We start from the raw sequence: 23,949 nt of genomic DNA, 5'->3' as shown, positions 1-23,949 counted from the left end.
TTGCTCCAGCCCACCCAGTCGGCCCCGGCGCAGCTCGGGGATTACTTCCACAAGGTCGTCGATTGCCAGTGGGCCTGTCCGGCCCACACGCCGGTGCCCGAGTACATCCGCCTGATCGCCCAGGGCCGCTACGGCGACGCCTACATGGTGAACTGGGTGTCGAACGTGTTCCCCGGCATCCTCGGACGCACCTGCGACCGCCCCTGCGAGCCGGCGTGCCGGCGCGGACGGGTCGAGGAGGCCAATGCCGAGAAGCCCGAGCCGGTGGCGATCTGCCGCCTGAAGCGGGTGGCGGCCGACCACAAGGAGGACATCACCGCCCGGCTGCCGGCGGCGCGGCCCGCCAACGGCCGGCGCGTGGCCTGCATCGGCGCCGGCCCGTCGTCGCTGACCGTCGCGCGCGACCTCGCGCCGCTGGGCTACGAGGTGACCGTGTTCGACGCCGACCCCAAGGCCGGCGGCTTCATGCGCACCCAGGTGCCGCGCTTTCGCCTGCCCGAGCACGTGATCGACGAGGAGGTGGGCTACATCGTGCGCGACAACGTCCGCTTCGTCGGCGGCACGCGCATCGAATCGATGAAGGCGCTGCTCGACGATGCGGGCGGGCCCGGCTGGGACGCGGTGTTCGTCGGCAGCGGCGCGCCGCGCGGGCGCGATCTGGACGTCCCTGGCCGCAAGGAGGCCGCGGCGCACATCCACCTCGGCCTGGACTGGCTGGCGTCGGTGTACTTCGGCCACGTCAAGAGCGTCGGCCGGCGCGTCATCGTGCTGGGCGGCGGCAACACCGCGATGGACTGCTGCCGCAGCGCGCGCCGCCTCGGCGCCGACGACGTGAAGGTGGTGGTGCGCTCCACCTTCGAGGACATGAAGGCCTCGCCCTGGGAGAAGGAGGACGCGATGCACGAGGGCATCCCGATCCTGCCCTGCCACGTGCCCAAGGCGGTGCTGCACGACGCCGACGGCCGCATCCGCGCGATGCGCTTCGAGATCGTGCGCAGCGTCTACGACGACAAGGGCCGGCGCACGCTGCGCCCGACCGGCGAGCCCGACGTCGACATCGAGTGCGACGAGGTGCTGGTGGCCATCGGCCAGGAGAACGCGTTTCCCTGGATCGAGCGCGACATCGGCATCGAGTTCCATGACTGGGGGCTGCCGCGCCTGGACGAGCGCACGATGCGCTCGACCCACCCGAAGGTGTTCTTCGGCGGCGACGCGGCCTTCGGGCCGAAGAACATCATCACCGCCGTGGCGCAGGGCCATGAGGCCGCGGTGTCGATCGACCGCCTGCTGCGCGGCGAGGACCCGTCGCAGCGCCCGGCGCCGCACCTGAACGTGATGTCGCAGAAGATGGGCATCCACGAGTGGAGCTACGACAACGCGGTGTCGGCCGACCTGCGCCACAAGACGCGCTGGACCAAGGCCGAGGAGGCGCTGCGCAGCATCCGCGTCGAGGCCGAACTGGGCTTCGACGCCGCCACCGCCTACAAGGAGACACAGCGCTGCCTGAACTGCGACGTGCAGACGGTGTTTGCCGACAAGCTGTGCATCGAGTGCGACGCCTGCGTCGACATCTGTCCGATGGACTGCATCAGCTTCACCGAGCCCGGCCCCGAGGCCGAGCTGCGCACGCGGCTGAAGGCGCCGGCGCGCAACCTGGCCCAGGGCCTGTACGTGAGCGGCCCGCTGAAGACGGCGCGGGTCATGGTCAAGGACGAGGACGTGTGCCTGCACTGCGGCCTGTGCGCCGAGCGCTGCCCCACCGGCGCCTGGGACATGCAGAAGTTCCTGGTGCAGATGGCCCACGCCGGGCCGGCCACGCCGGAGCGCCCGCATTCGCTGGAGGTTCGCATGGAGGTGGCGCCGAAATGAAGAAGCTCGAAGGCACCAACGACTTCGTCATCAAGTTCGCCAACGTCAACGGCTCCGGCTCGGCGTCGGCCAACGAGCTGTTCGCCAAGGCGATCCTGCGCATGGGCGTGCCGGTGAGCCCGCGCAACATCTTCCCAAGCAACATCCAGGGCCTGCCCACCTGGTACGAGGTGCGGGTGTCCGAACGCGGCTGGCTCGGCCGGCGCGCCGGCATCGACATGATGGTCGCGATGAACCCGCAGACCTGGGACGCCGACGTGCGCGAGCTCGAGGCCGGCGGCTACCTGTTCTACGACAGCACGCGGCCGCTGCCCGACAGCGCCTTCCGCACCGACATCAACACGATCGGCATGCCGCTGACGGCGATCTGCAACGCCACCTACACCGACCCGCGCCAGCGCCAGCTGTTCAAGAACATCCTCTATGTGGGCGCGCTGGCGCAGCTGCTGGGCATCGAGCCGGCGGTGATCGAGACCCTGTTCTCCGAGCAGTACAAGGGCAAGGAGAAGCTGCTCGCGTCCAACGTGCAGGCGCTGCACCTGGGGCTGGACTTCGCGCGCGAGCACCTCGCGGCGCAGCCGGTGGGACTGAAGGTGGTGCGGCGCGACCGCGTCGGCCAGCGCATCTTCGTCGACGGCAACTCGGCCGCGGCCCTGGGCGCGGTGTACGGCGGCGCCACCGTGTGCGCGTGGTACCCGATCACGCCCAGCTCGTCGGTGGCCGAGGCCTTCACGAGCTACTGCCGCAAGTTCCGCCACGACCCGGCCACCGGCGAGGCGAACTACGCCATCGTGCAGGCCGAGGACGAGATCGCCTCGATCGGCATGGTCACGGGGGCGGGGTGGAACGGGGCGCGCGCCTTCACCGCCACGTCGGGCCCCGGCGTGAGCCTGATGACCGAGTTCATCGGCCTGGCCTACTTCGCCGAGATCCCGGTGACGATCATCAACGTGCAGCGCGGCGGGCCGTCCACCGGCATGCCCACGCGCACGCAGCAGGCCGACCTGCTGTCCTGCGCCTACGCGTCGCACGGCGACACCAAGCACGTGATGCTGTTGCCCGAGGACCCGAAGGAGTGCTTCGACTTCGCCGCCGCGGCGCTCGACCTGGCCGACCGGTTGCAGACGCCGGTGTTCCTGATGACCGACCTGGACATCGGCATGAACCAGCGCCTGTGCGAGCCCTTCGAGTGGAAGGACGACCGGCGCTACGACCGCGGCAAGGTGATGACCGCCGCCGACCTGGAGGCCGGGCGCGAGTTCGCGCGCTACAAGGACGTGGACGGCGACGGCATCCCCTGGCGCACGCTGCCGGCCACGCACGAGAGCAAGGGCGCGTACTTCACCCGCGGCACCACGCGCGACCCGCAGGCACGCTATTCGGAGGCCGGTCCCGACTACGTCTACAACGTCAAGCGGCTGCTGCAGAAGTTCGACACCGCGCGCTCGCTGGTGCCCGCGCCGGTGCAGCGCCGGGCGAGCCGCAAGACGCGGCTGGGCGCCATCTACTTCGGCTCCACCAGCCCGGCCATGGACGAGGCGCTGGACCTGCTGGCCGTCGGCGGCATCCCGCTCGACGCGATGCGGCTGCGCGCGTTCCCGTTCCCCGACGAGGTGGCCGAATTCATCGACGCGCACGAGGAGGTGTTCGTGGTGGAACAGAACCGCGACGGCCAGATGCGCACGCTGCTGATGAACGAGCTCAACGTCGACCCGCACAAGCTGGTGCCGATCCTGCACTACGACGGCACGCCGATCACCGCGCGCACCATCGCCAACGCGATCACGCGCCACGTGCACGCCGAGATCGTCGCGCCCAAGAACGGCCGCAAGGAGACCGTCAAGTGACCTACATCGCCAAGCCCCGGCTGCACCACCCGACGCTGGAGACCAACAAGGTCGGCTACACGCGGCGCGACTACGAGGGCAAGATCAGCACGCTGTGCGCCGGCTGCGGCCACGACTCCATCTCCGCGGCCATCGTGCAGGCCTGCTGGCAGATGGACATCGAGCCGCACCGCGTGGCCAAGCTGTCGGGCATCGGCTGCAGCAGCAAGACGCCGGACTACTTCCTGGGTGCCAGCCACGGCTTCAACACCGTGCACGGCCGCATGCCCAGCGTGCTCACCGGCGCCTATCTCGCCAACCGCGAGCTGCTGTACCTGGGCATCAGCGGCGACGGCGACTCGGCCTCGATCGGCCTGGGCCAGTTCGCGCATGCGATGCGGCGCGGCGTGCGCATGGTCTACATCGTCGAGAACAACGGCGTCTACGGCCTGACCAAGGGTCAGTTCAGCGCCACCGCCGACCGCGGCAGCAAGAGCAAGAAGGGCGTGGTCAACGCCGACAACCCGATCGACCTGGTGGCGCTGGCGCTGCAGCTCGGCGCCACCTACGTCGCGCGCGGCTTCTCCGGCGACAAGGCGCAGTTGGTGCCGCTGATCGAGGGCGCCATCCGGCACGGTGGCGCGGCCTTCATCGACGTGGTCAGCCCCTGCGTGGCCTTCAACAACCACGAAGGCAGCACCAAGAGCTACGACTACGTGCGGCAGCACAACGAGGCGGTGTCGCGCATCGACTTCATCGACCTGGCCCAGCCCACCGAGGCCTCGCCGGCCCCGGGCGAGGCGATCGACCTGCCGCAGCCCGACGGCCGCGTGATGCGCCTGCGCAAGCTGCACCAGGGCCACGACCCGACGAACCGCCTCGCCGCGATGGGCCTCGTGCAGCAGCTCGCCGCCGAGGGCGAGGTGGCCACCGGCCTGATCTACGTCGACCCCGACGCGACGGCGCTGCACGAGGCACTGGGCACCAGCCGGGCACCGCTGAACCGGTTGGACGAAGCGGCGCTGTGTCCGGGCGAGGGCGCCCTTGCGCGGCTCAACGCCGCCTTGCGCTGAGGTGCGGCGCGGGGGCCGTCAGCCGCCCGGATGGTCGAGCGCGGCGCGGCCGCGCACCAGCATCCACACCACGGCCGATTCGATGGCCGCGTACAGGGCCAGGCTCCAGAACTCGTAGGGCACGCCCAGCAGGTCGACGGCCGCGTCGGCGCAGCTGGCGCGCGGCTGGAAGATCTCCGGCAGCAGCGAGTCCAGCATCGTGGCCGACAGCACGCGGTCGGCCAGCGTGAGGTTGCACGACGACGAGGCGGCGGCCACGAAGTGCTGCCACAGCGCGGCGGCGATGCCGGTGCCGCACAGCAGCAGCATCAGCAGGGCCACGGTGCGGCGGCCGGCGGCCGAGCGCCAGGCCAGCCCCAGCAGCGCCACCGCGGCGATCGCCACGAAGATCAGGCGCTGCAGGGCGCACCAGGGGCAGGGCTGCATGTCGTAGACATGCTGCGACACGAGCGCGATGCCGACAGCGCCCAGGCAGACCAGGGCGATCCCCAGCAGGGTCGCGTTGCGCGACAGCGGGGCCCGCGGCGTCACCGGACCTCGGCCACCAGCTCGATCTCGACGCAGGCGCCCAGCGGGATCTGGGCCACGCCGAAGGCACTGCGCGCATGGGCGCCGGTCTCGCTGCCGAACACGTCGACGAGCAGCTGCGAGCAGCCGTTGGTCACCAGGTGCTGCTCGGTGAAGGTGGCGGTGCTGTTGACCAGGCTCATCACCTTGACGATGCGCTGCACGCGGCCCAGGTCGCCGTCGAGCGCGGCGGCCAGGGTGCCCATCAGGTCCACCGCGACGGCCCGGGCCGCGGCCTGGCCTTCCTCGGTGGTCATGGTCAGGCCGAGCTGGCCGACCCAGGGCTTGCCGTCGCGCTTGGCGATGTGCCCGGACAGGAACACCAGGTTGCCGCTGCGCACGAAGGGCAGGTAGGCGGCGGCGGGCACGGCCACCGGCGGCAGCGTGATGCCCATGGCTTGCAGGCGGTCGGCGGGTCGGCTCATCGCGTCACTCGTGGCTGGAGGCGGGGGCGGAGGGGCGCGATCCTACACTGGCCCGATGACAGCGGCCCGACGGCCCCGCGCCGGCCCGACGGGCCTGTTCCTGGCCCTCGTCGGGCTGGCGTGGCTGGCCGGCACGGCGGTCCAGCTGCAGCAGCCGGCGCTGGCGCCGCCGGCCGAGAGCGGTGCGCTGCTGGCGCTGGGCGCCGCCCTGCTGCTGGCCGGGCGGCGCCGCTGCGCGGCGGCAGGCGGCGGGCCCGTCGCCGTCGGCCTGGCCACCGTGGCCCTGCTGTCCGGGCTGGCGCTGTGCGCCTTCGCGCTCACGACGGTGCGGGCGCAGTGGCGGCTCGACGACGCGCTCGACCCCCGCCTCGAAGGCCGCGACCTCGTGCTGGTAGGCCGCGTGGTCTCGCTGCCCCGGCGCAACGACCAGGGCGCGCAGTTCGAGCTGGCGGTCGAGCGGGCCACGCTCGACGGCGCGCCGGTGGGCGTACCGGCGCGCGTGTGGCTGGCCTGGTACGGCGGCTGGCTCGAGGGCGTGCCGGTGGCGTCGCCGCTGTCGCGCCTGGAAGCCGGTCAGCGCTGGCGGCTGCCGGTGCGCCTGCGCCCGCCGCGCGGCAGCTTCAACCCGCACGGCTTCGACCAGGAGCTGTGGTTCTGGGAGCGCGGCCTGCGGGCCTCGGGCACCGTGCGCGCCACGCCGGCGGCGACGGCCACGCTCCTGGCCGACGGGCAGGGCGCGGCGGTCGAGCGCTGGCGCCAGCGCGTGCGCGACGCGATCGACGCGCGGGTGGCCGACGAGCGCAGCGCCGGCGTGCTGGCGGCGCTGGCCATCGGCGACCAGGCCGCCATCGACCGCGCCGACTGGGACCTGTACCGCGACTCGGGCATCGCGCACCTGATGAGCATCAGCGGCCTGCACGTCACGATGTTCGCCTGGCTCGCCGGTGGGGCGCTCGGGCGCGTGTGGCGGCTCGGGCGCCGCAGCGTGCTGTGGCTGCCGGCGCCGGTGGTGGCGCGCTGGGGCGGCCTGGCCGCGGCCACCGCGTATGCCGTGCTCGCGGGCTGGGGCGTGCCGGCGCAGCGCACGGTGTGGATGCTCGCCGCGGCGGCCTTGCTGGCGCAGTGCGGTCGGCGCTGGCCCTGGAGCCTCGTCCTGCTGATGGCGTCGGTGGTGGTGTCGGCCCTCGACCCCTGGGCGCTGCTGCAGCCCGGATTCTGGCTGTCGTTCGTGGCGGTGGGCCTGCTGCTGGCGTCGGAGCCGGCCGACTGCGAGGCCGCGGCGGCCCCTGCCGGGCGCGGCGCCGCGCTGCTGGCGGCGGCGCGGCAGGGCCTGCGCTCGCAGGCTGTCGCCACGGTCGGGCTGGCGCCGCTGACGCTGCTGTTCTTCCAGCAGGTGTCGGTGGTGGGCTTCGTCGCCAACCTGCTGGCCATTCCGCTGGTGACCCTGCTGGTCACGCCCCTGGCATTGCTGGGCGTGCTGGCCCCGCCGCTGTGGGCCCTGGGCGCCGCGCTGGTGCAGGGCCTCGGGACGGCCCTCGGCGTGCTGACGTCCTGGCCCGCGGCCGTCTGGACGGCGGCCGCCGCGCCAGCGTGGGTGCAGGCCGCCGCGCTGGCCGGCGGCGCGCTGGCCGTGATGCCAGCGCCGTGGCGACTGCGCCTGCTGGCGCTGCCGCTGATGCTGCCGCTGTTCGCGCCCCCGGTGGCGCGGCCGGCGGAGGGGCGGTTCCAGGTGCTGGTGGCCGACGTGGGGCAGGGCAGCGCGGTGCTCGTGCGCACCCGGCACCACGCGCTGCTGCACGACGCCGGGCCGCAGTACGCGCGTCACAGCGACGCCGGCTCGCGCGTGCTGCTGCCGCTGCTGCGCGCCACCGGCGTGCCGGCGCTCGACCTGCTGATGCTGAGTCATCGCGACATCGACCATGTCGGCGGTGCCGCGGCGCTGCTGAAGGCGCACGAGGTGCGGGCACTGTCGTCGTCGCTCGAGCCCGGGCATGCGCTGCGCACGGGCAGCCTGCCCCACCGGCGCTGCGAGGCCGGCCAGGCGTGGCGCTGGGACGGCGTGGCGTTCGAGGTGCTGCACCCCACGGCGCAGGACTACCTGCGCCCCGATGCCGCGCCCAACAGCCTGAGCTGCGTGCTGTCGGTCACCGACGCAGCCGGCCGGCGCCTGTTGCTCACGGGCGACCTGGAGGCGGCGCAGGAGGCCCGGCTGGTCGAGCGCGCCGGCGCCGCCGCGCTGCGCAGCGACATCCTGCTGGTGCCGCACCACGGCAGCCGCACCTCGTCGTCGCCGGCCTTCCTGGACGCGGTGGCGCCCGGCGTGGGGCTGGTGCAGGCCGGCCATCGCAACCGCTTCGGCCACCCGGCGCCCGAGGTGGTGGCGCGCTACGCGCAGCGCGGCATCCCGCTGCTGACCACGCCCGCTTGTGGCGCCTGGACGGCCGACAGCGGCGGCGGCGCCCGCTGCGAAAGGCAGGCGCGCCGACGTTACTGGCATGATGGCCTGGAAGTTGCTCCCGACGGGGGCAAGGCACCACCCCAGGAGACGGCACCTTGGCGATCCACGTCGCGCTGAACCACGTCACGCATTACCGCTACGACCGGCGCGTGGCCCTGTCGCCGCAGGTGGTGCGCCTGCGCCCGGCGCCGCACTGCCGCACGCCGATCCTGTCGTACACGCTGCGGGTGGAACCCGCCCAGCACTTCATCAACTGGCAGCAGGACCCCTTCGGCAACTACCTCGCGCGCCTGGTGTTCCCGGACAAGACCACCGAGTTCAAGATCACGGTGGACCTCGTCGCCGAGATGGCGGTCTACAACCCGTTCGACTTCTTCCTCGAGCCCGAAGCCGAGAAGTTCCCGTTCCGGTACGCGCCCGGCGTCGAGCACGACCTCGCGCCCTACCTCGTCAAGGGCGCGCTGACGCCGCGCTTCAAGGCGCTGCTGGACAGCATCGACCGCAAGGAGCAGCGCACGATCGACTTCCTGGTCGGGCTCAACCAGCGCCTGCAGCGCGACATCCGCTACCTGATCCGCATGGAGCCCGGCGTGCAGACGCCCGAGGTCACGCTGACCAACGGCTCGGGTTCGTGCCGCGACACCGGCTGGCTGCTGGTGCAGTTGCTGCGCCACTGCGGCCTGGCGGCGCGCTTCGTCTCCGGCTACCTGATCCAGCTCAAGCCCGACGTGAAGTCGCTCGACGGCCCGAGCGGCGCCGAGTCCGACTTCACCGACCTGCATGCGTGGTGCGAGGTCTACCTGCCGGGGGCCGGCTGGATCGGCCTGGACCCGACCTCCGGGCTGATGGCCGGCGAGGGCCACATCCCGGTGGCCTGCACGCCCGAGCCCGGCAGCGCCGCGCCGGTGACCGGCGCGGTCGACGAGAGTGAGGTCGAGTTCTCGCATCACATGGCGGTGACGCGCATCCACGAGTCGCCGCGGGTCACGCTGCCCTACACCGACGACCAGTGGGCGTCGATCGTCACGCTGGGGCATGCGGTGGACCGCGAGCTGAAGGACGGCGACGTGCGGCTGACGATGGGCGGCGAGCCGACCTTCGTGTCGGTCGACGACCGCGAGGGCGCCGAGTGGAACACCGACGCGCTGGGCCCCACCAAGCGCGGCCTGGCCATGGGGCTCACGCTCAAGCTGCGCGAGCGTTATGGCGCCGGCGGCTTCCTGCACTTCGGGCAGGGCAAGTGGTATCCGGGCGAGCAGCTGCCGCGCTGGGCGCTCACGGTGGCCTGGCGCCGCGACGGCCAGCCCTGCTGGGCCGACCCGGCATGGTTCGCCGACGAGCGCGTGCCGCAGTACCACACCAGCGAGGACGCGCGCCGCTTCATCGAGTCGCTGACCGCGCGGCTCGGGCTGGCCCGCAAGCATGTGCAGCCCGCGTTCGAGGACGTGTACTACTACCTCTGGCGCGAGCGGCGCCTGCCGGTCAACGTCGACCCGTTCGACTCGCGCCTGGACGACGAGATGGAACGCGCGCGCCTGAAGCGGGTGTTCGACCAGGGGCTCAAGCACGTGGTGGGCTACCTGCTGCCGCTGGCGCGCAGCGAGGCGCTGGACGGCCCGCGCTGGGTCAGCGGGCCCTGGCTCGTGCGCGACGACCGGCTGCACCTGCTGCCCGGCGATTCGCCGATGGGCTACCGGCTGCCGCTGGACTCGCTGCCCTGGGTCAAGTCGAGCGACTACCCCTACGTGGTGGAACAGGACCCGTTTGCGCCGCGCGCGCCGCTGCCGGCGGCGGCGGCGCTGCGGCGGCAGATGGGCGCGGGCGATACGACGATGCCGTCGGGCACGGCCTCGGGCACCGGGACCGTCGCGTCGGGTGGGGCCGGTGCTGCTGGTCCGACCGCCAGGCAGGCCGCGGGGGGGACCGCCGGGGCCGGTGGCCGCGACGATGCCACCCCCGGCGCGCGCCTGCCGCAGCGCTTCGTCAGCGACCCGGGCGTGGTGCGCACCGCGCTGTGCGTGGAGGTGCGCGACCCGTCGCGCGCCAACGGCGCCAAGGCCGAGCTGGGCGCTGCCGACAAGCGCGGCGTGATGTACGTGTTCATGCCGCCGCTGGTGGCGCTGGACGACTATCTCGAGCTGGTGGCCGCGGTGGAAGCCACCGCGGCCGAGTTGCGCATCCCGGTGGTGCTGGAAGGCTATCCGCCGCCGCGCGACCCGCGCCTGAAGACGCTGGCCGTGACGCCGGACCCGGGCGTGATCGAGGTCAACATCCACCCGGCGCACGACTGGGCCGAGCTGGTCGACCACACCGAGTTCCTCTACGAGGCGGCGCACCAGACGCGCCTGGGCACCGAGAAGTTCATGGTCGACGGCCGCCACACCGGCACCGGCGGCGGCAACCACTTCGTGCTGGGCGGCGCCACGCCGGCCGACAGCCCGTTCCTGCGCCGGCCTGACCTGCTGGCCAGCCTGATCACCTACTGGCACAACCACCCCAGCCTGTCGTACCTGTTCTCGGGCCTGTTCATCGGCCCGACGAGCCAGCATCCGCGCATCGACGAGGCGCGCGACGACCAGGTCTACGAGGTCGAGGTCGCGCTGCAGGAGATCGAGCGCCAGCTTGCGCTGTGGAAGCAGGTGCCGCCGTGGCTGGTGGACCGCACGCTGCGCAACCTGCTGGTGGACGCCACCGGCAACACGCACCGCGCCGAGTTCTGCATCGACAAGCTCTATTCGCCCGACAGCGCCACCGGACGCCTGGGCCTGCTGGAGCTGCGCGCGTTCGAGATGCCGCCGCATGCGCGCATGAGCCTGGCGCAGCAGCTGCTGATGCGCGCGCTGGTGGCCTGGTTCTGGCGCACGCCCTACCAGGGCGGCGGCGACCTGCGCCTGACGCGCTGGGGCACCGGGGTGCACGACCGATTCCTGCTGCCGAGCTTCGTGCGGATGGACTTCGACGACGTCATCGCCGACCTGCGCCGTGCCGGCTTCGCCTTCGACAGTGCCTGGTTCGACCCGCACTTCGAGTTCCGTTTCCCGCGCATCGGCGAGGTTCGCTCGATGGGCATCGAGGTGGCGCTGCGCGGCGCGCTCGAACCCTGGCACGTGATGGGCGAGGAGGGCGCGCCGGGCGGCACCGTGCGCTATGTGGACTCGTCGCTGGAGCGGCTGGAGGTCAAGGCCACGGGCCTGAACGGCAACCGCCATGCGATCACGGTGAACGGCCGCGCGCTGCCGCTGCAGCCCACCGGGCGCGTCGGCGAGTTCGTCTGCGGCGTGCGCTACCGCGCCTGGCAGCCCGCCGCCGCGCTGCACCCGACGATCGGCGTGCATGCGCCGCTGACCTTCGACGTGGTGGACCGCTGGTCCGAACGCTCGATCGGCGGCTGCCGCTACCACGTGGCGCATCCGGGCGGGCGCAACTACGACACCTTCCCCGTCAACGCCTACGAGGCCGAGAGCCGCCGCCTGGCGCGCTTCGAGCCGCTGGGCCACACGCCGGGACGCCTGGTGGTGGCGCCCAGCACGCCGAGCCGGGAATTCCCGTTCACGTTCGACCTGAGGCTCGGCTAAGGTGGCCTGCATCGCGACCCAGCCCTGAGCGCCGACTTGTCCCGCCTGCCCGAGCCCACGCCTGGCCTGCCGCCGCTCGCGTTCGCGCTCGAGGAGCGTCCCGACGACAGCTGGGACGAGCTGCGCGAGCCCGGCGGCGCGCTGCGCCCGTCGTGGCAGCGCTTCTTCGCCGCCGCGCCGGCGCTGCAGACCGACCCGGCCGCGGCCTTCGTGCGCCATCGCGCCGCGATCGCGCAGCAGATCCGCGCCGACGGCGTCACGCACAACCTGCACGTGGGCGACGGCGGGGGCCTGGCTGCGCGGCCGTGGTCGCTGGAGGCGCTGCCGCTGATCGTCGAGCCCGCCGACTGGGCCCGCATCGAGCAGGGCGTGACGCAGCGCGCGCGCCTGCTGTCGCGCATGCTGGCCGACCTGTACGGCCCGCAGCGCCTGCTGCACGACGCGCTGCTGCCGGCCGCGCTGGTGTTCCGCCACAGCGGCTACCTGCGTCCGCTGCACGGCGTGCGCGCGGTGGGCGACATGCCGCTGCACATCGCCGCGTTCGACGTGGCGCGCGGCGTCGATGGGCGCTGGTGGGTGGTGTCGCAGCGCACGCAGTCGCCGTCGGGCCTGGGCTACGTGCTGCACAACCGGCTGATCGTCTCGCGCCTGTACCCCGAGGCCTTCCGCGAGCTGCGCATCCAGCACATCGCGTCGAGCTACCGGCGCCTGCTCGACACCGTGCAGCAGCAGGCCGGGGAGATCGCCGCACGCCTGGGCGACGGCCACCTGCCGCGCATCGCGCTGCTGACGCCCGGCCCCTACAGCGAGACCTATTTCGAGCACGCCTACCTGGCGCGCTACCTCGGCCTGCCGCTGGTCGAGGGCGCGGACCTCACGGTGCGCGGCGAGCGCCTGTTCCTGCGCACGGTGGAAGGCCTGGAGCCGGTGCACGGCCTGATCCGGCGCCTCGACGACGACTACTGCGACCCGCTCGAGCTGCGTCCCGACTCCGCGCTCGGCGTCGCCGGCCTGGTGCAGGTCAGCCGCGCGCGCAACGTGGTGCTGGCCAATGCGCTGGGCAGCGGCTTCCTGGAGTCGAGCGCGGTGCAGGGCTTCCTGCCGGCCATCAGCCAGGCCCTGCTGGGCGAGCCGCTGGCGCTGCCGTCGCTGCCCACCTGGTGGTGTGGCGAGCAGGCGGCCTGGCAGTCGGTGCGCGACCGTCTCGCCGGGCAGGTGCTGCGACCGGCCTTCGCCGGCGGCGCGGCGCTCACGCAGGGTGGCGCCCGCCGCGTCGGTGACGGCGAGACCGCCCACTGGCAGGCCGCGGTCGACGAGGACCCGGACGCGTTCACGGTGCAGGGGCACCTGCCGCCGTCGCGCGCGCCGCTGCCGCTGCACGACGGCGCGCTGGCCGCGCGTCCGGCGGTGCTGCGCGTCTACGCCATCGCCGACGCTCCGGACCGCTGGCACGTGCTGGCCGGCGGCCTGACGCGGGTGGCCACGCGCGCGCCGCTGTCGGTGTCGATGCAGCAGGGCGGTACCAGTCTCGACACCTGGGTCGTCTCCAGCGCCGCCGTGGACAGCTTCTCGATGCTGCCGCAGCGGCTGACCGTCGACGATCTGGCCGCGCGGCGGGCACCGGTGGCCAGCCGCACCGGCGAGAACCTGTTCTGGCTCGGCCGCTATACCGAGCGTGCGGAGCAGGGCGTGCGCCTCGCCCAGGCCGCCCTGGGCCTCGTCGACGGCGACGACGAGGTGCCGCAGCCCCTGCTGGCCGCGCTGTCGGCGCTGTGCGCCTTCGCCGGCCTGGTGCCGCCCGGCACGCCCGGCGCGGAGCGTTCGCCGCCCGTGTTCGAGCGCAGCCTGCTCGCGGCGCTGCGCGACCGCGGCGCGTCGGTGGGCTTCAACCTCGACGCGATGGCGCGCGTGGCCGGCGCGCTGCGCGACCGCCTCTCGCCCGAGCAGTTCGGCCTGGTGCGGCGGCTGGGCGACGAGTTCCAGGCCCGCATCGGCCCGGCCGGCGCGGTGACGCTGCCGTCCACGGCCCAGGCGATGCCGCTGCTGCAGCGCCTGGCCGAGCAGCTGGCCGCGGTCACCGGCGCGCAGACCGACCGCATGACGCGCGACCACGGCTGGCGCCTGCTGTCGGTGGGCCGGCTGGTCGAGCGCCTGGCCGGCATGGCCGGCGCGATGTCGCGCCTGATCGGCGCGATCGACCCGCGCGGCGGCTCGGCCGTGGCCACCGAACTGCTGCTCGAACTGTTCGACAGCACCATCACCTTCCGCGCCCGTTACCAGCGCCACGAGGACCTGCTCGCGCTGGTGGACCTGCTGGTGCTCGACGACACCAACCCGCGCGCCTTCGCAGGCACCCTGCGCCGGCTGCGCACCGAGGTGGGCAAGCTGCCCGGATCGCCGGCCTGGCGCGACGAGTTGCTGGCGTTGTTGCCGGAGCAGGGCGCCGGGCTCACGCTGGACAGCCTGCGCGGCGTCTCGCCGGCCGCCGTCCAGGCCCAGGTGGCGGCGCTCGCCGGCCGGCTGGCGCTGGGGGCCGGCGACCTGTCGGACCGCATCGGCCAGCGCTATTTCGCGCATGCCGGCACGGGGGACCTGCAGCGGGTATGAGCACGACCGCCCCGGTGTCCCCCCTGCGCGTGGCCGCCGCCCAGGCCGTGCTCGAGGTCGAGCACGTGACGCACTACCGCTACGCGGCGCCGGTGGAACTGGCGCACCACCTCGCCTACCTGAAGCCGCTGCCCTGCGACGGCCAGGACCTGATCGACCACGACCTGACGGTCGTGCCGGTGCCGATGGTCCGCGTCGACGACGTCGACCGGCTGGGCAACTGCCGCAGCTGCTTCACGGTCGACGCGCCGCACCGCGAACTGGAGGTGCATGCGCGCAGCCGGGTGCGGGTGCGCACCGCGCCCGCGACGCCGCCGTCGGCCACCGCGCCCTGGGAGCAGGTGCGCGAGCGGCTTCGCTATGCCAAGGGCCGTGCCTACGAGCCGGCCAGCGAGTTCGTCTACCAGTCGCCCTTCGTGCCGCCGGTGCCGGGGCTGCGCCAATGGGCGGCGCCGGCCTTTGCGCCCGGCCGTCCGGTGGCCGAGGTGGGGCTCGCGCTGATGGCCCGGCTGCACGCCGAGTTCGCCTACCGCAGCGCCAGCACCGACGTGGACACGCCGCTGGCCGACGTGCTGGCGCGGCGCGAAGGCGTGTGCCAGGACTTCGCACACCTGCTGATCGGTGCGCTGCGTGCCTACGGGCTGGCGGCGCGCTATGTCAGCGGCTACCTGCTGACCGCGCCCCCCGAGGACGCGCTCCAGGCTGGTGCGGCCGACGCACCATGGCTGGGCGCGGACGCGTCGCACGCCTGGGTGGCGCTGTGGTGCCCTGCGGCGGCCCCCGATGCCGAGCCCGCGTGGCTCGAACTGGACCCCACCAACAACGTGCTGCCCTCCATCGGCCATGTGCGGCTGGCGGTCGGCCGCGACTACGGCGACGTGACCCCGCTGCGCGGCGTGATCCGGGGCGGCGGCGAGCACCGGCTGTCGGTGCACGTGCGCACGTCGCGGCTGGCCTGAGGCCGGGTGGCAAAGGAATTGCGAGGAGACGACATCGATGCCCGCCCCGATCTTCGACGAGATGTACAGCGCACCCGGCGTGGTGCGCGAGCACTATGCCGCCTACGCCCGCTGGCTGGCGGCGCAGCCCGTGGACGTGATGCGCTCGCGCCGCGAGGAGGCCGAGCTGATCTTCCGCCGCGTGGGCATCACCTTCGCCGTGTACGGTGCCAAGGACGAGGACGGCGCGGGCACCGAGCGGCTGATCCCCTTCGACCTGATCCCCCGCGTGATCCCGGCGCAGGAGTGGCGTGACCTCAAGCAGGGCCTGGTGCAGCGCGTCACCGCGCTCAACCGCTTCATCCACGACGTCTACCACGGGCAGGAGATCCTCAAGGCCGGCGTGGTGCCCGCCGAGCAGGTGCTGCGCAACGCCCAGTTCCGCCCCGAGATGGCGGGTCTGGACGTGCCCGGCGGCGTGTACTCGCATATCTCCGGCATCGACATCGTGCGCGCCGGCAATCCCGACGGCAGCGGCACCTACTACGTGCTGGAGGACAACCTTCGCGTGCCCAGCGGCGTGAGCTACATGCTCGAGAACCGCAAGATGACGATGCGCCTGTTCCCGGAGCTGTTCGCGCAGCAGCGCGTCGCGCCGGTGGCGCACTACCCGGACCTGCTGCTCGACACGCTGCGCCAGGTGGCGCCGGCCTCGGCCAACGACCCGGTGGTCTGCGTGCTGACGCCCGGCATGTACAACAGCGCCTACTTCGAGCACGCCTTCCTGGCGCAGCAGATGGGCGTGGAACTGGTCGAGGGCAAGGACCTGTTCGAGCGCGACGGCTTCGTCTTCATGCGCACGACCCAGGGCCCGCGCCGGGTGGACGTGATCTACCGCCGCGTCGACGACGACTTCCTCGACCCGCGGGCCTTCCGACCCGACAGCACGCTGGGCTGCGCCGGGCTGCTCGACGTCTATCGCGCCGGCAACGTGACGCTGGCCAACGCCATCGGCACCGGGATCGCCGACGACAAGAGCATCTATCCGTACGTGCCGAAGATGATCGAGTTCTACCTCGGCGAGAAGCCGCTGCTGGCCAACGTGCCGACCTACCTGTGCCGCGAGCCGGACGACCTGAAGTACGTGCTGGACTACATGCACGAGCTGGTGGTCAAGGAGGTCCACGGCGCCGGCGGCTACGGCATGCTGGTGGGCCCGGCCGCGACGCGGGCCGAGGTCGACGAGTTCCGCGCCGTGGTGCGCGCGCGGCCGGACAACTACATCGCGCAGCCGACGCTGTCGCTGTCCACCTGCCCGACCTTCGTCGAGTCGGGCATCGCGCCGCGCCACATCGACCTGCGGCCCTACGTGCTGTCCGGCCGCTCGGTGCAGACGGTGCCCGGCGGCCTGACGCGCGTGGCGCTGAAGGAGGGTTCGCTGGTGGTCAACTCGTCGCAGGGCGGCGGGACCAAGGACACCTGGGTTCTGGAGAACTGACATGCTGTCGCGTACTGCCGACCACCTCTTCTGGATGGCGCGCTACATGGAGCGCGCCGAGAACACCGCGCGCATGCTCGACGTCAACTACCAGATGTCGCTGCTGCCGCAGTCGGCCGAGGAAGCGGAGCAGGGCTGGCGCGGCGTGCTCGGCATCTCCGAGCTCACCGGCCTGTTCAACGAGCGCTATCCGGCCTGCGACGCGCGCAACGTCATGGACTTCATGGTCCGCGACGCGAACAACCTGTCGTCGATCGTGTGCTGCCTGTCGGCGGCGCGCGAGAACGCGCGGGCCGTGCGCGGCGCGCTCACCACCGAGGTGTGGGAGACGACCAACCAGACCTGGCTCGAGTTCAACCGGCTGCTCGCGCGCAACGACTTCCACCGCGACCCGAGCGCACTGTTCGAGTGGGTGAAGTTCCGCTCCCACCTGTCACGCGGCGTCACCGTCGGCACGATGCTGCAGGACGAGGCGCTGCACTTCCTGCGCCTGGGCACCTTCCTCGAACGGGCCGACAACACGGCGCGCCTGCTCGACGTGAAGTTCCAGAGCCTGGCCGGCGACTACTTCGGCCACGGCGCCGGCCAGGCGCAGGGCCAGGGCCGCGAGACCCACGAGGTGGACTTCTATCACTGGAGCGCCGTGCTGCGCTCGGTGTCCGGCTTCGAGGTCTACCGCAAGGTCTACCGCAACGTGATCCGGCCCGACAAGGTGGCCGAGCTGCTGATCCTGCGGCCGGACATGCCGCGCTCGCTGGCGGCCTGCATGAACGCGTTGATGACCAACCTTCAGTACGTGGCCAATGCGCAGAGCGGCGAGACCTTGCGCCGCGCCGGCCGGCTTCAGAGCGACCTGCAGTACGGCCGCATCGACGAGATCCTCGCCACCGGGCTGCACGCCTACCTGACGCAGTTCCTCGATCGTGTCGGCGACCTGGGCGTGGGCATCAGCCGCGACTTCCTGGTGCCCATGGCGGCCTAGGAGGTCGCCCGGGACGACGGGCCGGCTTCAGGCCGGCTGCAGGGCCACCGGTCGCGGGGCCGGGGCTGCCGCCGGGGCGGCGCCGACGTTGCGGTAGACGCCGCAGCCCAGCAGCAGGTCGCGGTTCAGGCCCTTGACGTAGGACGTCTTCGGCGTCACGGCGCCGGTGGTCGGGTTGACGATGTCGTAGTCGACCCAGCCGTCGCCGTCGCGGTCCACCGCCGCCCAGGCATCCGCCACCAGCTTGGCGGCGTCCAGTCCCGGCACGCTGGCCAGCGGCTGGCCGATCTTGCCGGTGTTGGAGCTGAAGGCGCGGTAGACGCCCTGACGGTCGAACGCGAACACGTACAGGTCGCGGTCGGAGTAGGGGTTGCCCTCGTCGTGCAGCTCGATCAGCGCCTGGGCCCAGCCGGTGCGCTTGACCAGGGCCGCCGCCTCCTCGACCAGGTGGCGCGCCTCGTCTGCCGTGCCCTGGCGCAGCTTCATGTGCGACACGGCCGAGGCCAGGCTGCGCGAGCGGTGCAGCAGGCTCTGCGCGGTGGCATTGGCCGACTCCACGGCGCTGGTGTTGCCCTGCGTGATCTGGTCCAGGCTGCCCACGGCCTCGGTCACCTGCGTCAGGCTGCTGGTCTGCTGCAGGCTGGCCTGGGCGATGCCGCGCAGCCGGTCGCCGACCTCGCGCACGCCCGTCAACAGGCGCGTCATTTCCTTTTCGATCGCACGCACGCGGCGTGCGCCTTCGCCGGCTTCCTCGCGCGACTGGGCGATCAGCGAGCGGATCTCGCCCGCCGACGACGCCGCGCGCTGGGCGAGCAGGCGCACCTCGCCGGCCACCACGGCGAAGCCCTTGCCCTGGTCGCCGGCGCGTGCGGCTTCCACCGCGGCGTTCAGCGCCAGCAGGTTGGTCTGGAAGGCGATCGCGTCGATGGTGGCCACGATGTCGGCCACCTTGCCCGCGCCGGACTCGATGCGGGACATGGTGTCCACGGCCGCCGTCATCGCGCCGCCGCCGGACTCGGCCACACGCCGCAGGTCGGCCATCAGGGCGTCGGCCTCGCGTGCCGCCTCGGCGTTGCGCGACACCGTGTCGCGCACGTCGCGCACGGTGACCGTGGTCTGCTTCAGGCTGGAGGCCTGCTCGACGGTGCGGTCGGCCAGGCCGCGGTTGGCGCTGGCGAGCCGCTCGCCGGCCGTGCCCACGAGGCTGGCATCGTTGCGTACCGCCGCCACCATGGCCGACAGCGACCGGGTCATGCGTTCGAGTTCGCGGCCCATGTCCGCGAACTCGTCGCGTCCGCGGACATTGACTTCAGTGGACAGATTGCCGTCCGCCAGCACCGCCAGGCTGCGGCCCACGGCACGCATCGAGCCGGTGCTGGCCCGATGGAACGCCAGGGTGAGGTAGACGAACAGGCCGACGCCGACGGCCGCGCCGGTCCAGCCCTGGGGCTTCCAGCCGAGCCACAGTGTCGGCACCAGGGCGGTCGCGACCAGCAGCGCGAGTTTGGCGCCCAGGCGCCACCGGCGCATCAGCAGCACACCGGGTGCCATCAGCAGTTGCAGCAGAGTGTTCACGTCGCGGTTCCTCATGGCCAGGCCGGACCGGATCAACGGTCGCCGCACCAGTTTGGCCCGACCGGGCGCACAGGATCGCTGGAACAGGGCGCCTAGAGGCCGCCAATTCGCTCCGGAGGCAGGTCGCGGGCCAGCGCCAGGTATTCCTGCACAGGCACCTCCTCAGCGCGCCGCTGCAGATCGAAACTGCCGGTGTAGCCCTGGGCCTCGAGCCAGCGGCCGAGGCTGTGGCGCAGCAGCTTGCGGCGCTGCGAGAAGGCGCTGGCCACCAGCGCTTCCAGCCGGTCGGGCGCCACGTCCGCCTGCGCCGGCCAGGGCACCATCCGCACCACGGCCGAGTCGACCCGCGGCGGCGGGTCGAAGGCCTCGGGCGGCACTTCGAACAGCGGCTCGACGTGGTAGCGCCACTGCAGCATCACCGACAGGCGGCCGTAGTCCTTGTTGCCGGGCGCCGCGGCCATGCGGTCCACCACTTCCTTCTGCAGCATGAAGTGCTGGTCCTCGATGCGCGAGGCGGCGGCGAGCAGGTGGAACAGGATCGGCGTGGAGATGTTGTAGGGCAGGTTGCCGACGACCCGCAGCCGGGCGCCGCGCGCGTCGGCCAGGGCCCCGAAGTCGACCGTCAGCACGTCGGCCTCGATCACGTCCAGCGCCGGATTGCGGCGCAGCCGGGCCGCGAGGTCGCGGTCGAGCTCCACCACGGTCAGCCGTTCGCAGCGTTCCAGCAGGGGGCGCGTCAGCGCACCCAGGCCGGGGCCGATCTCCACCAGGGGCTGGCCGGGACGCGGGTCGATCGCGGAGACGATCGCGTCGAGCACCCCGGTGTCGACCAGGAAGTGCTGGCCGAAGCGCTTTCTCGGCTGGTGTCTGCTCAAGCGACCGCCCGCAGGGTCACTGCGGCGCTTCGCGGAACTCGACGTAGGCGCGGCCGCGCACCTCGCGCAGCCAGTCGAGGTAGGCGTCCTCGAACTTGCGCTCGCGCAGCGCTGCGCGGGCCTGGTCGCGCAACTGCTTGGTGTCCGGCGCGACCACGCGGCGCTCCAGCACCTGGATCAGATGCACGCCGAAGCGAGTGGTCACCGGGTCGGACACGCCGCCGATCGGCAGCGGGTTCATGCCGGCCTCGAACTCGGGCACGAACTGCCCCGGCGAGGCCCAGCCCAGGTCGCCGCCCTGCGGTGCCGAGCCGTCCAGCGAATGCTCGCGGGCGAGGTCCTCGAATCGGCGCGTGCCGGCGACGATCTGTGTCTTGAAGCCGGCCAGACGCTGCTTCACCGCGGCCTCAGGCAGCTGCTCCGACGGGCGCAGCAGGATGTGGCGCGCCCGCGTCTGCGTCACGCGCAGCGCGCCGCCTTCGGCGCGCTCGACAAGCTTGAGCAGGTGAAAGCCGGCGCCGGTGCGCAGCAGCGTGGGCGCGACCTGGCCGTCCTTGAGGGGACGCACCGTCTCCAGGAAGATGTCGGGCAGGCGGTCGGCCGGCAGCAGGCCGATCTCGCCGCCGCGCTCGCGGTTGTCGTCCTCCGACACCTGCCTGGCGACGGCGGCGAAGTCCTCGCCCGCCTTGATGCGGGCCGCGGCCAGTTCCGCCCGCGTGCGGCGCTCGGCGACGGTGGCCTCGCTCGGGTTGTCCGGCAGCTTGATCAGGATCTGCGCGATGTTGTAGCGCACCTCGCCGGCAGCGGCGCCGCGCTGTTGCTCGATGAACGTGTCGATCTCGCCGTCGGTGATGCGGATGCGCTGCGCCACCTCGCGCTCGCGCACGCGCTCGATCAGCAACTGGTCGCGCAGGTTGGCGCGAAAGCGCGCGAGATCCTGTCCGTCCTGGATCAACCGGGTACGCAACTGGGCCAGCGTGAGCTGGTTCTGCGCCGCGATGACGGCCACGGCCCGGTCGACCTCGCTGTCATCGACCCGCACGCCGCTGTCACGGGCGTGGCTGAGGATCGCGCGTTCCTCGATCAGCGACTCGAGGATCATGGCGCGGAACTCGGCGGCTGGCGGCAGCCGCTGGTTGCGCCGCCGGGCGTCCTCGCGCGCCAGCGTCATGCGCTGACTCAGCTCGAAGGCGGTGACCAGCTCCTGGTTGATGACGGCGACGATGTGGTCGCCCGGACGCAGCGGGGCCGGGGTGGGCGGGCTGGTCTGGGCCGCGGCGACGACGCTGGCCAGGCCGGCAGCCAGGGCGGCAAGGATTCGGACGAGGTGATTCATCGGGCGGGTCCGGCGCTTGCGCCGTCACTCACGTAGGTTCGCAAGGGCGGGTCGCTGCTGTCTTCTCGCAGCAGGGTGTAACCGGGGATATTGTCCTTCAAGACCGCGAGCGGGTTGGAACCCAGCCGCGACAGGCCCACCAGCTCGAGCTGGAGCAGCAGCCGCGTGGTGGCCTCGGTGCGGCCGGTGGACACGCGCTCGGCCACCGCGCGGGCGATCCAGCAGCCCGCGTCGTACTCGAATCCGGCCAGCGAATCGGTGATCCGGCTGTCCTTCATCGAGTAGTTGATCCGGCCCACGCCGTAGAGCGTGCCGCGGCAGGCGCCGCTGCCCGAGGCGCTGGGCGCGCCGCGATAGACCGGCCACTGCCAGCCCAGGTCGAGTTGCTCGCTCGAGCCGCGGGTCAGGCGGTAGGTGGCCGACAGCGTGCGGAAGGGGCCGGGCGAGAAGCGCGCGCCGAGCAGCGAGCGCGTCGTGCGGTCGATCTGCGGGCTGTACTGCACGCCGGCGTCGAAGGTCCAGCGCGGCGACAGGTGGGCGCTGCCCACCAGCAGGATGTCCGAGAAGCGCTGCGTCAGCGGCACGCCGTCGGGCGTGATGCGCTGGTCGCGCAGCAGGTAGCGCTGCGCCACGCCCAGCCGCAGCGCCTCGGCGCCGGTGTCGCGGTCGATCATCCGGGTGGTGACGCCGGCCGTGATCTGGTGCGCGTCGGAGACGCGGTCGACACCGGAGAACGCGTTGTCCGTGAAGACCGAGATCGGATTGAAGTCCTTGGCGGCCGTGTCGAACAGCGGCAGCGAGTCCTGCGCGCGGTAGGGCGTGCGCACGTACAGCATGCGCGGCTCCAGGGTCTGCGTGAACGCCCGCGCGCCGAAGCGCGCGGGGCGCTCGAACAGCAGGCCGCTGTCGAGGCTGAAGCTGGGGATCGTGCGCGACGCGCTGCGGCGCCCGTCGCTCATCGGCGTGTCGGTGCGGTAATGCGCCAGGTTCAGCGAGAGCCGGGGGGTCAGCCAGGCGCCGGGCGTGCGCCAGCTCTGGCTCACGCTGGCCAGCAGGTGGGCGCGCAGTCCTTCGGGCCGTGCCGGTCCGGTGGTGGACGAGGTCAGCTCGAAGCGGTTGACCTCGGCCTGGAAGCCAAGTTCGAAGCCGTCGCCCAGGCCCCAGCCCGACGGCCGGCCCTGGCCGCGCCAGCCCAGTTGCGGCGCCCGGTGGTAGGGCGCCTGGATGCCGGCCTGGGGATCGGTGTCCTGCAGCACCTGCCAGGACTGCACGCGGCCGTACAGCGTGGTGGCGAAGGCGCCCAGTGCGAGGTCTCGTTCCAGTTCGCCGGCCAGCGGCAGCAGGCGCGGCGTCACCGAGCGCAGGGCGCGCGGAAAATCCTTCCAGTAGGCGTCGTCCGAGGCGCGCTGGCCCTCGTGGCGCCAGCGCAGTCCGCCGTCGCCCGTGCCGCCCAGCGTGCCCTGCTGGCGCCATTGGAGGCCATGTCGCGCGTCCCCGGTGACGCGGTCGAACGGCAGCCAGTGCCACTGCACGTCGCCGCGGTGGGCCGGCGCGAGGTAGCGGAACTCGGTGTCGCCGCCGAAGCCGCGCCGCGAGTAGACGATCGGCGTCAGCGTTGCGTCGCGCTGCGGCGCGATGTTCCAGTACCAGGGCACGGCCAGTTCCAGGCCGCTCTTGTTGTCGATGTTGATCGACGGTGGCAGCCAGCCCGACTTGCGCTCGTCGTTGAGCGGGAAGCTCAGCACCGGCGCAGCCAGGATCGGCACGCCCATGAAGCGCAGCACCGCGCCCTCGGCGACGCCCTCGTTGGCCTCGAAGTCGAGCCGCACGCGGTCGGTGGTCATCAGCCACGCCGGCACGCCGTCGCCGTCGCGCGAGCAGCTGGTGTAGTCGGCCCCGGTGAGCTGGGCGCGGTCCGAGCCGAGGAAGTCGATGCGCTGGGCGCGCCCGCCGGCCTGGGTGCGGGCGAAGTGGTACTCGGGCTGGAGGAACCAGCCCTCGAAGCGGCCGAGCGTCAGCGACAGCTCGGGCCCGGAGAACCAGTCGCCCCCCACGGTGTCGATGCGCACGCGCCCGCGCGCATGGACGCGGTCGGCCACCTGGTCGTAGCGAAGCTGGTCGGTGGCCAGCTGCAGGCGGCCGCGCTGCAGCCGCACGCCGCCCGAGGCCTCGAAGTCGATGTCGGGGCGGCCGCGCAGCTCGCCCGCTTCCAGCACGAGCGGGGCATGGCGGTCGTCCGCTGCCGCGGCGCTGCCCGCAGCCTGCCCGAAGGCGGCCGCCGGCACCACGAGCATCGCGGCGGCCAGCGCCAGGGGATGACGTTTCGGCTTCAAGGGCGGAGCGAG

General features: G+C 72.7%; 15 protein-coding genes. 9 read left to right on the top strand and 6 right to left on the bottom strand.

The window, feature by feature from the left end; translation table 11 throughout:
• Genes AC2EAQ_RS03395 through AC2EAQ_RS03385 form a run of 3 tightly spaced genes read left to right on the top strand, consistent with a single transcriptional unit; the run spans position 1 to position 4,768 of the window.
• A complete protein-coding gene (locus AC2EAQ_RS03395) occupies positions 1-1,869 on the top strand; it encodes an FAD-dependent oxidoreductase (protein WP_484640341.1) in 1,869 nt (622 codons plus the stop codon).
• Entirely contained in the window at positions 1,866-3,716 is a 1,851-nt protein-coding gene (locus AC2EAQ_RS03390; RefSeq protein WP_484640340.1) for a 2-oxoacid:acceptor oxidoreductase subunit alpha, read from the top strand. The genes AC2EAQ_RS03395 and AC2EAQ_RS03390 overlap by 4 nt, the downstream gene beginning before the upstream one ends.
• Entirely contained in the window at positions 3,713-4,768 is a 1,056-nt protein-coding gene (locus AC2EAQ_RS03385; RefSeq protein WP_484640339.1) for a 2-oxoacid:ferredoxin oxidoreductase subunit beta, read from the top strand. Before AC2EAQ_RS03390 ends, AC2EAQ_RS03385 begins: the two co-directional genes overlap by 4 nt.
• Before the next feature lie 18 nt (positions 4,769-4,786).
• On the opposite strand, the gene AC2EAQ_RS03380 is transcribed toward AC2EAQ_RS03385, so the two are convergent.
• Positions 4,787-5,299: a disulfide bond formation protein B gene (locus AC2EAQ_RS03380; protein ID WP_484640338.1), complete on the bottom strand. Its 513-nt coding sequence runs from the start codon at positions 5,297-5,299 to the stop codon at positions 4,787-4,789.
• Positions 5,296-5,760 carry a RidA family protein gene (locus tag AC2EAQ_RS03375; RefSeq protein ID WP_484640337.1) on the bottom strand — a complete coding sequence of 155 codons (465 nt, stop codon included), beginning with the start codon at positions 5,758-5,760 and terminating at the stop codon, positions 5,296-5,298. Before AC2EAQ_RS03375 ends, AC2EAQ_RS03380 begins: the two co-directional genes overlap by 4 nt.
• 55 nt (positions 5,761-5,815) lie before the next feature.
• On the opposite strand from AC2EAQ_RS03375, the gene AC2EAQ_RS03370 reads away from it, so the two are divergent.
• From AC2EAQ_RS03370 to AC2EAQ_RS03345, 6 genes are read left to right on the top strand one after another with little or no spacing between them, the layout of a single operon-like run.
• Positions 5,816-8,335 carry a DNA internalization-related competence protein ComEC/Rec2 gene (locus AC2EAQ_RS03370; protein WP_484640336.1) on the top strand — a complete coding sequence of 840 codons (2,520 nt, stop codon included), beginning with the start codon at positions 5,816-5,818 and terminating at the stop codon, positions 8,333-8,335.
• Positions 8,314-11,793 (top strand): transglutaminase family protein, encoded by a 3,480-nt coding sequence (locus AC2EAQ_RS03365; RefSeq protein WP_484640335.1) that lies wholly within the window; start codon positions 8,314-8,316, stop codon positions 11,791-11,793. Before AC2EAQ_RS03370 ends, AC2EAQ_RS03365 begins: the two co-directional genes overlap by 22 nt.
• A gap of 36 nt (positions 11,794-11,829) precedes the next feature.
• Complete coding sequence (locus AC2EAQ_RS03360) at positions 11,830-14,400, top strand: circularly permuted type 2 ATP-grasp protein (protein WP_484640334.1); 2,571 nt, start codon at positions 11,830-11,832, stop codon at positions 14,398-14,400.
• The gene (locus AC2EAQ_RS03355) at positions 14,397-15,359 is read left to right on the top strand and encodes a transglutaminase family protein (RefSeq protein ID WP_484640333.1); all 963 of its coding nucleotides are present in this window, start codon (positions 14,397-14,399) and stop codon (positions 15,357-15,359) included. The genes AC2EAQ_RS03360 and AC2EAQ_RS03355 overlap by 4 nt, the downstream gene beginning before the upstream one ends.
• Before the next feature lie 37 nt (positions 15,360-15,396).
• Positions 15,397-16,836, top strand: a complete 1,440-nt coding sequence (locus AC2EAQ_RS03350) for a circularly permuted type 2 ATP-grasp protein (RefSeq protein ID WP_484640332.1) — start codon at positions 15,397-15,399, stop codon at positions 16,834-16,836.
• A 1-nt stretch (position 16,837) separates the two neighbouring features.
• On the top strand, positions 16,838-17,818 hold the full coding sequence (locus AC2EAQ_RS03345; protein WP_484640331.1) for an alpha-E domain-containing protein: 981 nt from the start codon (positions 16,838-16,840) through the stop codon (positions 17,816-17,818).
• A 27-nt stretch (positions 17,819-17,845) separates the two neighbouring features.
• Here AC2EAQ_RS03345 and AC2EAQ_RS03340 read toward each other — a convergent pair whose 3' ends face one another.
• The 4 genes from AC2EAQ_RS03340 to AC2EAQ_RS03325 form a co-directional block, all read right to left on the bottom strand.
• Positions 17,846-19,393, bottom strand: coding sequence for a methyl-accepting chemotaxis protein (locus AC2EAQ_RS03340; protein WP_484640329.1), 1,548 nt, complete (start codon positions 19,391-19,393; stop codon positions 17,846-17,848).
• Positions 19,394-19,485: 92 nt separating this feature from the next.
• Entirely contained in the window at positions 19,486-20,268 is a 783-nt protein-coding gene (gene rsmA, locus AC2EAQ_RS03335) for a 16S rRNA (adenine(1518)-N(6)/adenine(1519)-N(6))-dimethyltransferase RsmA (RefSeq protein WP_484640328.1), read from the bottom strand.
• Between the two features lie 16 nt (positions 20,269-20,284).
• Positions 20,285-21,604, bottom strand: a complete 1,320-nt coding sequence (locus tag AC2EAQ_RS03330; RefSeq protein ID WP_484640326.1) for a peptidylprolyl isomerase — start codon at positions 21,602-21,604, stop codon at positions 20,285-20,287.
• Positions 21,601-23,937 (bottom strand): LPS-assembly protein LptD, encoded by a 2,337-nt coding sequence (locus AC2EAQ_RS03325; protein ID WP_484640325.1) that lies wholly within the window; start codon positions 23,935-23,937, stop codon positions 21,601-21,603. The genes AC2EAQ_RS03330 and AC2EAQ_RS03325 overlap by 4 nt, the downstream gene beginning before the upstream one ends.
• Between the last annotated feature and the right edge of the window lie 12 nt (positions 23,938-23,949).

The organism is Aquabacterium sp. T101, assembly GCF_057219775.1.
Note: the sequence above shows the minus strand (reverse complement) of the source record. Positions and strands in the feature narration are given on the sequence as shown.